At 76.0% G+C, this 13,425-nt stretch carries 3 protein-coding genes; all 3 read left to right on the top strand.

From position 1 onward, the window contains the following. The first annotated feature begins 190 nt into the window (after positions 1 to 190). From MRQ36_RS30940 to MRQ36_RS34215, 3 genes are read left to right on the top strand one after another with little or no spacing between them, the layout of a single operon-like run. A complete protein-coding gene (locus MRQ36_RS30940) occupies positions 191 to 2,227 on the top strand; it encodes a fatty acyl-AMP ligase (RefSeq protein ID WP_242800259.1) in 2,037 nt (678 codons plus the stop codon). Further along, a complete protein-coding gene (locus MRQ36_RS30935; protein WP_242801489.1) occupies positions 2,113 to 6,330 on the top strand; it encodes an amino acid adenylation domain-containing protein in 4,218 nt (1,405 codons plus the stop codon). The genes MRQ36_RS30940 and MRQ36_RS30935 overlap by 115 nt, the downstream gene beginning before the upstream one ends. After that, positions 6,327 to 13,370, top strand: coding sequence for a non-ribosomal peptide synthetase/type I polyketide synthase (locus MRQ36_RS34215; RefSeq protein WP_242800258.1), 7,044 nt, complete (start codon positions 6,327 to 6,329; stop codon positions 13,368 to 13,370). Before MRQ36_RS30935 ends, MRQ36_RS34215 begins: the two co-directional genes overlap by 4 nt. The last annotated feature ends 55 nt before the right edge of the window (positions 13,371 to 13,425 follow it).

Here is a 13,425-nt window from a genome sequence, read left to right as displayed (position 1 = left end):
GGCGGGGGTGGGCGGGGCGGTCGGGACGGGGGGTGCCCGGGCGGACGGGCCGTTGGAGGGCCGACCGGCGGCGCGGGCATTGGCACGGTGAGGGAACTCCGCGAGATCAGCACCGGTCCGCCGACGCGACGCGCCCGCCGTCACCGGGCGGCGCCGCGCCGGACCGAACGACTTCCAGCCAGGAGCGCGCATGACCGACCTTGCCATCGACGGCGGCATCCAGGCGACCACCCTGCTCGACATCCTCCGGGCCAACGCCACGGCCGATCCCGACGCGGTCGCCTTCGCGCAGCTGTCCTTCCCCGCCGGCACCGACACCTCCGACGGTCGCGGCGTCGTGCGGGAACTCACCCGGGGGGCGTACGACCGCCGCTCCGCCGCCCTCGCGGCCGTCCTCGCCCCCCGGCTGGCCCCGGCCGGTCGAGTGCTGGTGCTGCTCGCCCCCGGCCTGGACTTCCTGGTCGGGCTGACCGGCGTGCTGTACGCCGGCGGCGTCGCCGTGGCCTGCCCGCCCCCGGTCGACGGCGCGGGCGACCCGCGCACCGAGCGGGCCGTGCAGATCGCCGGCAACGCCGAGGTGACCGCCGTGGTGACCACCGCCGCGCTGGTCGACCGCCTCGGCGAGCTGCGCGACCGGCTCGGCCCGGACGTGCCGTGGCTCGCCGTGGACGGGATCGACGAGTCCGCCGCCGACGGGTGGACCCCGCCCGGGCTGACCGGCGACGACCTGGCGTTGCTGCAGTACACCTCCGGCTCCACCGGGGCGCCCAAGGGGGTCATGGTCAGCCACCGCAACCTGCTGCACCAGATCGACCAGACCGTCGCGCTGGCCGGGCTGCCCGCCGGGGCGAACGTGGTCAGCTGGATCTCCCCGTACCACGCGCTCGGGGTGGCCGGGCACCTGCTGCTGTCCCAGTACCTCGGTGGCCGGGCCGTCTTCCTCACCCCGGAGGACTTCGTCGCCGACCCGCTGCGCTGGCTGCGGGCCATCTCCGACACCCCCGGGCCGGTCTTCGGCTGCGCCCCGAACTTCGCCTTCGAGCGCTGCCTGAGCCAGGTGCCGGCCGCGCGGCGCACCGGTCTGGACCTCTCCGGCTGGCACACCACGTTCAACGCCGCCGAGCGGGTCCGGGCGAGCACCATCGCCCGCTTCGCCGAGGAGTTCGGCCCGTACGGGTTCCGGCCCGAGACGATGGGGCCCGGCTTCGGGATGACCGAGGCGATGCTCTTCCTCACCGGCCGGCACGCCGACCCGGAACCGCGGGTGCTGCACGTCGACGCCGCCGAGCTGGAGCGGGGCCGGGTGGTGCCCGCCGACCCGGGCGACCGCAGCCTCACCCTGGTCGGGGTCGGCCCGGCCGGGCCGCACTGCGAGATCCTGGTGGTCGACCCGGAGACCCGGCAGGTGGTCGCCGACGACCGGGTGGGCGAGCTGTGGGTGCGCGGCGAGGTGGTCTGCCAGGGCTACTGGCGGCGTCCGGAGCTGTCCGAGGAGACCTTCGGCGCCCGGCTCGCGGACGGGACCGGGCCCTTCCTGCGTACCGGCGACCTGGGTTTCCGGCACGACGGCGACCTGGTGCTCTGCGGCCGGCTCAAGGAAATGATCATCATCCGGGGGCGGAACCTCTATCCGCAGGACGTCGAGCTGACCTGCGAGCGGGTGCACCCGGCGCTGGCCGGTGCCCCGGCCGCCGCGTTCGCCGTCGACCTCGACGGCGAGGAACGCCTCGTCGTGGTCCAGTCCGTCCCGGACACCACCGGCGTCGACCTCGACGACCTGGCCGGCCGGCTGCGCGCCGCCGTCACCGACGACCACGAGGTCGAGACGTACGAGGTGCTGCTGGTCGGCCCGGACGGGGTCGCCAAGACCGTCAGCGGCAAGGTGCAGCGGGGCGCCTGCCGGGACCGCTACCTCGCCGGGGAACTGCGCCTGCTGGCCGGGCCGCCGCCTCACCGCCACCGCGTGCCGGCCGGCCCGCAGCCGGCCGCCGCGCCGATGCGGGACATGTTGTCGCCCTCGACGAGGCGCTGCGCGCCCCGGTGCTCGTCGCCGAGCTGCGCCGCCGGCTGGCCGGGTTGCTCGGCACCGGCACCGACCGGATCGCCACCGACCTGCCGCTGGCCGGGCTGGGCCTGGAGTCGCTGCGTGCCATCGAGCTGCGCCGCGACCTGGAACGCGACCTCGGCGTCGGCATCCCCATCGCCGAGTTCATGCGCGGCACGGTGACCGCCCTGGCCGGCCTGGTCACCGGGCAGCTCGACGCCGCCCCCGGCGGGCGGGACATCGCCTGGCGGCCGGTGGTCGCCGACCCGGCGCACCGGCACGAGCCGTTCCCCCTGACCGAGCAGCAGTACGCCTACTTCGTCGGCCGCAGCGCCGGCTACGACCTCGGTGAGGTCTCCATCCACATCTACGTGGAGATCGACGCCGCCGATCTCGACCTGGACCGGCTCACCCGGGCACTGAACCGGCTCGTGGCCCGGCAGGAGATGCTGCGCGCGGTGGTCCGTTCCGACGGCACCCAGCGGATCCTCCCCGCCGACGAGGTCCCCCCGGTCGGGATCGCGTGCGCCGACCTGTCCGAGATGGACCCGGCGGAACGCGACGCCCGACTCGCCGGAACCCGCGACGAGCTGAGCCACCAGGTCCTGCCGATGGACCACTGGCCGATGTTCGAGGTGCGGGCCAGCCGACTGCCCGGCGGCGTCACCCGGGTGCACGTCAGCCTCGACCTGCTGGTCGCCGACGTGGCCAGCGTCCGGCTCTTCTTCCTGGAGTGGGGCGACCACTACGCCGACCCGGACGCCCACCCCGACCCGCTGCCGGTCTCCTTCCGTGACTACGTGCTGGCCCTGGACCAGGTCACCGAATCCGAGGCGTACCGGCGGTCCCGGGAGTACTGGCTGGCCCGGATCCCGGACCTACCCCCCGGGCCGGACCTGCCGCTGGTGGCGGGGACGGACCGGCGGGGCCGGCGCCGCCGCTCCCACCTGCTCGACGCCGAGAAGTGGGCCCGACTGCGGGCCCGGGCCGCCCGGCGCGGCGTCACCCCGTCGGTGGTGCAGCTCGCCGCGTTCGCCGAGGTGCTCGGCCGGTGGAGCCGCACCGGCCGGTTCACCGTCAACGTGCCGCTGTTCAACCGGATGCCGCTGCACCCGCGCATCGACGACGTGATCGGCGACTTCACGGCGGTCACCCTGCTGGAGATCGACGTGACCCCGCGCGACGGCCTGGGCGGGCTCGCCGAGCGCATCCAGCGCCAGCTCTGGCAGGACCTGGAACACCGCTACTTCTCCGGGGTCGAGGTGATGCGGGAGCTGAGCCGCCAGCGCGGTGTCCCGCCCGGCACCTTCGCCACCGTCGTCTTCGCCAGCGCCCGCGAGCAGGGCCGCGACCAGGAGGGCGCGCAGGGCGCGCTCGGGGCGGCCTGGCTCGGCGACACCGTCTCGGTGATCTCCCAGACCCCGCAGGTCCTCTTCGACCACCAGGTCTACGAGGACCACGGCGCCCTGTCGTACCACTGGGACGTGATCGAGGACCTCTTCCCCGACGCGATGCTCGACGACCTCTTCGCCGCCTACACCGAGCTGCTGGAACGCCTCGCCGCGAGCGACGACGCGTGGGCGCCGGGCGCGTCGGACCCGCTGCCGGCCGCCCAGCGGGAGCTGGTCGCCGCCGCGCACGCGGCCACCGCGGAGATCCCCGACGAGCTGCTCTTCACCGCGATCGGCCGGCAGGCCGCCGCGCATCCCGAGCGCACCGCCGTGGTCGCCGCCGACACCACCCTGACGTACGGGCAGCTGTGGCGGCGGGCCACCGCGCTGGGCCGGGCGCTGCGCGCCGACGGGGTACGCCCCGACCAGCTCTTCGCGGTCGCCGCCGACAAGAGCGCCGCCCAGCTCGTCGCCGCCCTCGGCGTGCAACTGGCCGGCGGGGCGTACCTGCCGGTCGACCCGGACCTGCCGCCGGCCCGCCAGGACCACCAGCTGCGCCGCGGTGAGGTGGCGATCGTGCTGGTACGCGCCGGCGGCCCGGACCGGGACGACTGGCCGGACGGTGTGCGGGTGGTGCCCGTCGACGCCACCGTCGACCCCGACGGCGACGTCACCGACCTGGTGCCCGCGCAGCGGCCGACGGACCTGGCGTACGTGCTGTTCACCTCCGGCTCCACCGGCGCCCCGAAGGGGGTGATGCTGTCGCACCGGGCCACCCTCACCACCGTCGCCCAGGTGCGCGAGCGCGTCGGTCTGGGCCCCGACGACGTCGCCCTGGGCCTCTCCGCGCTGAGCTTCGACCTGTCGGTCTGGGACGTCTTCGGCGTCCTCGGCGCCGGGGCGACCCTGGTGCTGCCGGAGCCGGCCGCCGCCCGCGACCCGGGCCGCTGGCTGGAGCTGATGGCCACCCACGGGGTCACCACCTGGAACTCGGTGCCCGCGCTGGCCCGGATGCTGGTCGAGCACGCGGAAGGTGGACACCCGGGACTGGCCCGGCTGCGGCTGATGTGGCTCTCCGGCGACTGGATCCCGGTGGACCTGCCGGACCAGGTCCGGGCGCTCGCCCCGGACGTCCGGTTCGTCGCCTCCGGCGGCCCCACCGAGACCGCCATCTGGTGCGTCGCCTACGACGTCGAACACGCCGACCCGACCTGGGAGTCCGTCCCGTACGGCCGGCCGCTGGCCAACCACCGCATCCACGTGCTCAACGACCGGATGCAGCCCTGCCCGGTCGGGGTGCCGGGGGAGATGTTCATCGGCGGCGCCGGCCTCGCCGACGGGTACTGGCGCGACCCGGAGCTGACCGCCGCCGCCTTCGTCACCCACCCGGAGACCGGCGAGCGGCTCTACCGCTCCGGCGACCTGGGCCGGTGGTTGCCCGACGGCACCCTGCAGATCCTCGGCCGTGACGACTTCCAGGTGAAGATCGGCGGGTTCCGCATCGAACTCGGCGAGATCGAGGCCACCCTCACCCGGCACCCCCGGGTACGCGAGGCCGCCGTGCTGGCCGCCGGCCCGGACCGGCACCGCCGCCGGCTGGTCGCCTTCGTGGTCCCCGACGGCGCGGACGCCGCACCGGCCGGCACCGACCTCGACCCGAAGGTCGCCGAGAAGCGGGTCCTCGGCGACGTGGAGGCCGACCCGGTCCGCCGGGTGGAGTTCACCCTGGCCCGGCGCGGTCTGCGCACCGACCTGACCGGCCCGCCCGTCGACCTGCCGTCCGACCCGGACGGCGCGGCGGCCGACGCGGTCTGGGCCCGGCGGGCCAGCCGACGCGCCTTCGCCGACCGGCCGGTGCCGCTGACCGACCTGGCCCGGCTGCTGGAGAGCCTGCGCAGCCGCGACGGCGAGGTGCTGCCGAAGTACCGGTACGCCTCGGCCGGCGCCCTCTACCCGGTGCAGACGTACGTGCACGTGCGGCCCGGGCGGGTCGAGGGCCTGGCCGGCGGCAGCTACTACCACGATCCGGTGGCGCACCGGCTGGTCCCGGTCCGCCTCGACACCGACCTGGACCGCGCCGCGCACGTCTCCACCAACCAGCCCGCCTACGACGGCAGCGCCTTCGAGATCTTCCTGGTCGGCCGGATGTCGGCGGTCAGCCCGCTCTACGGCACCCGGGCGCTGCACTTCTGCCTGTTGGAGGCGGGCGAGATGAGTCAACTGCTCGACGAGACGGCCCCCGGCCTCGACCTCGGGCTCTGCCAGCTCGGCCTGATCGCCGACGAGCCCGCCGTCCGGGACCTGCTCGCCCTCGCCGACGACGACCAGGTGCTGCACAGCCTGCTCGGCGGGGTGCTCGACCCGACGCCGCAGGCGGGCGCCGGCGGCGGCAGCCCGGCCGAGCGGCTGCGTGCGTACGTCGCCGAGACGCTGCCGCACTACATGGTCCCGGCCACCGTGGTCACCGTGGACCGGCTGCCGCTGACCGCCCGGGGCAAGGTCGACCGGGCCGCCCTGGCACGGCTCGCCGACTCCGCCACGGAGACCGGCCGCGGCGGCGGCGCCGCGTACGCCGCCCCGACCTCCGAGGTGGAGCGGACCGCGACCGAGGTGTTCCGCACCGTCCTCGGGGTCGACCGGATCGGCGTGGACGACCGCTTCTTCGACCTCGGCGCCGACTCGGTGACCATCGTGAAGGTCTACCGTCAGCTCTGCGCCGCGCTGGGCCGCACCTTCCCGCTGATGCACATGTTCGAACACCCCACGATCCGGCGCCTCGCGGCGGGACTCGACGGCGGTGGCGGTGCCGACGGCGACGCCGTGGACGCCGCGTTCAGCCGGGCCGCCGCCCGCCGTGGCCGGCGCGCCGGCCGTCCGGCGGAGGTGTCCCGGTGAGCCCGTCGAGCGGCGACATCGCGATCGTCGGCATGGCCGGCCGGTTCCCCGGCGCCCCCGACGTGGCCACCTTCTGGCGCAACCTGCGCGGCGGCGTCGAGTCGGTCACCTTCTGGGACACCGACACCCTGCGCGCCGCGGGCATCACCGAGGAGACCCTGGCCGACCCGGCGTACGTGCGGGCCGCCTCGGTGCTCGACGGCATCGAGCAGTTCGACGCCGCGTTCTTCGGCTACCACGCCCGCGAGGCGGCGCTGATCGACCCGCAGCAACGCCTCTTCCTGGAGTGCGCCTGGCACGCCCTGGAGGACGCCGGGTACGCCCCCGGCGCCGTCGACGCCACCGTCGGCGTGTACGCCGGCAGCGCGCTGTCCACGTACCTGCTCGGCAACGTGCTGGCCGGTCGGGTGGCGGGCACCATCGGCGAGACCCTCGAACTGCTGGTCACCAACGACAAGGACTACCTGCCCAACCGGGTCGCCTTCAAGCTGGGCCTGGGCGGGCCGGCCGTGGCCGTGCAGACGGCCTGCTCGTCCTCGCTGGTCGCGGTGCACGTCGCCGCGCAGGCCCTGCTGGAGGGGGAGTGCGACGTCGCGCTGGCCGGCGGCGCGGCGATCCGGCTGCCCCAGCCCAGTGGCTACCTGTGGCAGGAGGGGCTGATCTTCTCCCGGGACGGGCACTGCCGGCCGTTCGACGCCGCCGCCACCGGCACCGTCTTCGGCAGCGGCGTCGGCGTGGTGGTGCTCAAGCGACTCGAGGACGCCCTCGCCGACGGCGACCACGTCGACGCCGTCATCAAGGGCAGCGCGGTCACCAACGACGGGTCGGCGAAGGTCGGCTACACCGCGCCCGGGGTGGACGGTCAGGCCCGCGCCGTGGCGACCGCGCTGGGCCTGGCCGGGATCGACCCGGCCACCGTCACCGCCGTCGAGGCGCACGGCACCGGCACCCCGCTGGGCGACCCGATCGAGGTGACCGCCCTGAACCGGGTCTTCGCCCCCCGGATGCGCGAACGCGGCGGGATCGCCCTGGCCTCGGTGAAGTCCAACGTGGGACACCTGGACACCGCCGCCGGGGTGACCGGCCTGATCAAGGCGGTGCTCCAGCTCCGGCACCGGGAGCTGGTGCCGAGCCTGCACTACGACAAGCCCAACCCGGAGATCGACTTCGACAGCTCGCCGTTCCGGGTCAACACCGAGCTGCGCGAGTGGACGGTCGACGACGTGCCGCGCCGGATCGGGGTGAGCTCCTTCGGCATGGGCGGCACCAACGCCCACGTCGTCGTCGAGGAGGCACCCGCCCCCGTCCCGCTGCCGCCGCCGGAGCGCGCCGCGCAGGTGATCACGATCTCCGCGCGTACCCCCGAGGCGCTGGACGCGGCCGGCGCGCAACTCGCCGCGGCCCTCGCCGCGCCCGACGCCCCGCCGCTGGCCGACGCGGCCTGGACCCTGCACCGGGGCCGGGTGCCGGCCCGGTACCGCCGCGCGGTGGTCGCCGCCGACGCGGGCGAGGCCGCCGCCGCGCTGGCCGACCTGGCCCGCGCCGTCACCGGTACGGCCGTCGACCGGCCCCGGCTGGTCTTCCTCTTCCCCGGCCAGGGCAGCCAGCACCCGGGCATGGGCGCCGACCTGTACGCCACCGAACCGGCCTGGCGCGACGCCCTCGACGCGGTCGCCGCCGACCTGGCCCCGCACCTCGGCCTGGACCTGCGTACCGTGCTGTACCCGGCCGCCGACGTCGACCCCGCCGAGGCGGCCCGCCGGCTGGAGTCCACCGACCTGGCCCAGCCGGCCCTGTTCGCCGTCGAGTACGCCACCGCCGCCCTGCTCGCCTCGTACGGGATCCTCCCGGACGCGATGATCGGCCACAGCGTCGGCGAGCTGACCGCCGCCTGCCTGGCCGGCGTCCTGGACCGGGCCGACGCGGCCCGCCTGGTCGCCACCCGGGGCCGGCTGATGGCGGCGATGCCGCCCGGCGCGATGCTCTCGGTCGCCCTCGGCGAGGGCGAGGTCCGCCCCCTGCTTCCCCCGACCCTGGCCCTGGCCGCGGCGAACGCCCCCGACCTGTGCGTGGTCTCCGGCCCCGACGAGGACGTCGCCGCCCTCGCGGCGGTTCTCGCCGAGCGGGGCGTGTCCCACCGGCGGCTGCACACCTCACACGCCTTCCACTCGGCGATGATGGACCCGGTCCGCGAGCCCTTCGCCGCCGCGCTGGCCGGGATCCGGCTCGCCCCGCCGACCCTGCCGTTCGTCGCCAACCGCACCGGCGAGTGGATCACCGACCGGGAGGCCACCGACCCGACCTACTGGGCCGGGCACGTCCGGGACACCGTCCGCTTCGGCGCGTCCGTGGCGCTGGTCGCCGGTCCCGACGCGGTGCTGCTGGAGGTCGGCCCCGGCCGGACCCTGGGCACCCTGGCCCGGCAGGTCAGCCGGGAGGCCACCGTGCTGGCCAGCCTGCCCGCCCCCGGCGACCCGCCGGTCGGGCCGCACCCGGGACCGGCCCTGCTCGGCCGGCTCTGGGCCGCCGGCGTCGACGTCGACCTCACCGACGGGCCACGCCGACGGGTCTCCCTGCCCGGCTACCCGTTCCAGCGCCGCCGCTACTGGATCACCCCGAGCGGGGGCGGCGGCCCGCTGGACCTCGCCGGACTGTCCGGCGGCGCACCGGAACCGGACGCCGACCCCACCGGCCTGGACGGACGCCCCCCGGTGCAGACCCCGTACGTCGCCCCCCGCGACGACCGGGAGCGGCTGGTCGCCGCCATCTGGCAGGACCTGCTCGGCGCGGCCCCGATCGGGGTGGACGACAACTTCGTCGAACTCGGCGGGCACTCGCTGCTGGCCACCCGGGTCGTCGCCCGGGTGAACGAGGCGTTCGGCAGCCGGATCGGGCTGCGCGAGATGCTCGCCGCGCCGACCGTCGCCGGGGTGGCCGCCCTGGTCGCCGCCGGCCGGTCCGAGGAGACCGACGAGCCGGCGCCCGGCCTGCCGCTCGCCGTGCCCGCACCGGACCAGGCGCACGAGCCGTTCCCGCTGGCCGAGATCCAGCAGGCCCAGTGGCTGGGCCGGCTCGGCAGCGTCGAGGGCGGCAACGTCGCCGCGCACGTCTACTGGGAGGTGGAGACCGGCGAGGTCGACCTGGACCGGCTCACCGAGACGTGGCGGGAGGTGGTGCGCCGGCACGGCATGCTCCGCGCGGTCGTCGGCGACGACGGCCGGCAGCGGATCCTGCCCGACCCGGGCCCGTACGTCATCGAGGCCACCGACCTGCGCGACCGCCCCGCCGACGAGGTGGAACGGGTGCTCGCCGAACGGCGCGAGACCCTGTCGCACCAGATGCGGCCGGTGGACGTGTGGCCGCTGTGGGACGTCCGGGCCACCCTGCTGCCCGGCGGACGGACCCGGCTGCACCTCGGCTTCGACCTGATGATCGCCGACATCGGCAGCATCCGGCTGGTCTCCCGCGACTGGCGCCGCATCTACCAGGAGGCCGGCGGTCTCGCCCCGCTGGAGCTCACCTACCGCGACTACGTGCTGGCCACCGAGGAGCTGCGCGGCAGCCCGCTGCACCAGCGGTCGCTGGCGTACTGGCGGGAGCGGATCGCACAGCTGCCGCCCCGGCCGGACCTGCCGCTCGCCGTCGCGCCCGCCGCCGTCACCCGACCCGAGCCGGTCTCCTTCGACCTGGAACTGGACCGGGCCACCTGGAAGCGGATCACCGACCGGGCCGGCGGTCACGGGCTGACCCCGTCGTCGGTGCTGCTCGCCGTCTACGCGTACGCGGTGGGCGCCTGGTGCCGGGCCGGGCGGTTCACCGTCAACGTCACCGTCACCAACCGACTGCCGGTCCACCCGCACGTCGGTGACCTGGTCGGCGAGTTCGCCTCGTTCGACCTGCTCCCGGTCGACCTGACCGCCGCCGGCAGCGTGGCCGGGCTGGCCCGCCACCTGCAGGAGCAGAGCTGGCAGGACCTGGAACACCGCTACGTCAGCGGCGTCGAGGTGCTGCGCGAGATGGCCCGCGCCCGCGGCGGGGCCGCCGGCGCGGTGCTGCCGGTGGTCTTCACCAGCACCGTCGTGCAGGAGAGCGAACCGGGCGACGAGACCTGGTTCGGCTGGCTCGGCGAGATGGTCCACGAGGTCGCCCAGACCCCGCAGGTGTGGCTCGACTTCGCCCTGCTGGAGACCGCCGACGGGGTCCGGATGAGCTGGCACGGCGTCCGGCAGCTCTTCCCCGACGGGGTGCTCGACGCCGTCTTCGCCGCCTTCGGCCGGCTCACCACCGCGCTCGCCGAGGACGAGTCCGCCTGGCAGGCCGACCCCGGCGACCTGCGCCCGGCCGCCCACCGGGAACTCGTCGCGGCGGCGAACGACACCGCCGGGCCGCCCGCCGACGGGCTGCTGCACGCCCCGTTCGTCGACTGGGCCACCCGCGAGCCGGACCGCCCGGCGGTGGTCACCGCCGAGGGGAGCGTCAGCTACGGCCGGCTGCACCGGCACGCCTGCGCCATCGCGCACCGGCTGCGGGAGCTGGGGGTACGCTCCGGCGAGCTGGTCGCCGTCGCGGTGGACAAGTCCGCCGCCCAGGTCGCCGCGGCGCTCGGGGTGCTGCTGGCCGGCGCGGCGTACCTGCCGGTGGACCCGGACCTGCCCGCCGACCGGCAGGACCACCTGGTGTCGTTCGGCGGCTGCCGAGCGGTGCTGACCCGCGCCGGCGGCCCGAGGAGGTCCTGGCCGGACGGGGTGACCGAGCTGGTGGTGGATCTCGCCGCCGACCCACCGGCCGGTACGGAGACCGCGCCGGAGCAGATCGCCGGCCCCGACGACCTCGCCTACGTCATCTTCACCTCCGGCTCCACGGGCACCCCGAAGGGCGTGATGATCCGCCACCGGGCGGCCCGCAACACCATCGACGACATCAACGCCCGCTACCGGGTGGGTCCGGACGACGCCGCGCTCGGGTTGTCCTCGCTCAGCTTCGACCTCTCCGTCTACGACGTGTTCGGGCTGCTCGGCGCGGGCGGTCGGCTGGTGCTGCCCCGGCCCGGCAGCAACCGCGACCCCGGCCACTGGGCGGAGTTGGTCGCCGCGCACCGGGTGACCGTGTGGAACTCGGTGCCGGCGCTGGCCCAGATGCTCGCCGACCAGGTGGCCGCGAACGGGCCGGCGGGTGCGCTGGAACCGGTGCGGCTGTTCCTGATGTCCGGCGACTGGATCCCGGTCGACCTGCCGGGCCGACTGCGCGAGCTCGCCCGGCACTGTCTGCCGGTGAGCCTCGGCGGCGCCACCGAGGCGTCCATCTGGTCGATCTGCCACGAGATCGACGAGGTGGATCCCGCCTGGGAGTCCGTCCCGTACGGCCGGGCGCTGCGCAACCAGACCTTCCACGTGCTCAACGACCGGTGGCAGGAGTGCCCGGTCTGGGTGACCGGCGAGCTGTTCATCGGCGGCGCCGGCCTGGCCGACGGGTACTGGCGCGACGAGGAGAGGACCGCAACGCGGTTCGTCACCCACCCGGTGACGGGGGAGCGCCTCTATCGCACCGGTGACCTGGGACGGTGGCGGCCGGACGGGACGATCGAGTTCCTCGGCCGGGAGGACTTCCAGGTCAAGGTCGGCGGCTACCGGATCGAGCTGGGCGAGATCGAGGCGGCGCTGACCCGCCACCCCGGGGTGGCCACCGCGGTCGCCGCCGCGCCCGGCGATCGCCACCACCGCCGCCTCGTCGGGTACGTGGTGCCGGCCGACCCGACCGCCGACCGGGACGCCCTCGTCGAGGCGGTCCGGCAGGAGGCCGCCCGGGTGCTGCCGGCGTACATGGTGCCGACCGTGGTGGTGGCGCTGGACCGGCTGCCGCTGTCGGCCAACGGCAAGGTGGACCGGACGGCGTTGCCCGACCCGGCCCGGACGGCCGGCCCGGACGCGCCGACCGGCGAGGCGACCCCCACCGCGCTGCTGCTGGCCCGACTGGTCGGGGAGGTCCTCGGCCAGCCCGGGGTGGGGCCGTTCGACAACTTCTTCGCCATCGGCGGGGACTCCATCACCGGCATCCAGATCATCGGCCGGGCCACCGCCGAGGGCCTCGACATCACCCCCGCCGACCTGTTCGCCCACCAGATCGTCGCCGACCTCGCGGCGGTCGCCGAGGCCCGGGCCACCGCCGCCGGCCGGGACACCACCGACGACAGCTTCCCGCTCACCCCCTGGCAGCGGGCCCTGCTCGGGCCGGACGGGCCGACCCGCCCCGCTCGGCGTGCAGGTGCTCGACGTGCCGGTGCCCGCCGATCTGGACGCCGACACCGCCGGCCGGGTGCTGGCCGCCCTGCTCGCCGCCCACCCCGCGCTGCGGCTGCGCCTCGTCGACGGACCGGACGGCTGGCGGCAGCGGATCGGCGGGGCGGAGGAGGCGTACGTGCCGCTGATCGACCTCGCGCCGCTGCCCGAGGCCCGGCGGGCGGCGGCCCGCGACCAGATGGTCGCCGACATCCGCGCCGAACTCGACCCGGTCGACGGGCCGCTGACCCGGGCCGTCCTGTTCGACCTCGGCGGCGGGGACCGCCGGCTGGTGCTGCTGGTCGCCGACCTCGCGGTGGACGCCCGCTCCTGGCCCGCTCTGGGCCGACCTGCGCCGGGTCCTGGACCGGGCCGCCACCGGCGCCGAGCCGGACCTGCCCGCCCCACCCGTCCCGCTGGCCCGCTGGGCGGACCGGCTGGCCGCCGTCGACCGGCCGCCGGTCGATCCACCGCAGCGCGCGGCCGGGGACGCCGACCTGCTCCGCTGGGCGCCGCCACGCCGGGAGCCGACTACCGGCGGCTGCTGCGGGTGCCGGAGTCGCGGGCGTTGCTCGACGCGGCGTCGCGGGCGTACCGGCTGGCCGCCGACGAGGTGGTGCTGGTCGCGCTCGCCCGCGCAGGCCGGCACCGGCGTCGACCGGGTGGTGCTGGACGTCGAGCACGACCTGCGCGCCGACGGGGTCGCCGACCTCGACGTCACCGGCGCGGTCGGCCTGTACGCCGCCGTCGCCCCGCTCGCCCTGACGCTCACCGACGACCTGACGGAGCTGGTGCCGGCGGTCAAGGAACACCACCGCCG

This window comes from Micromonospora sp. R77 (assembly GCF_022747945.1).
Classification (GTDB): domain Bacteria; phylum Actinomycetota; class Actinomycetes; order Mycobacteriales; family Micromonosporaceae; genus Micromonospora.
Note: the sequence above shows the minus strand (reverse complement) of the source record. Positions and strands in the feature narration are given on the sequence as shown.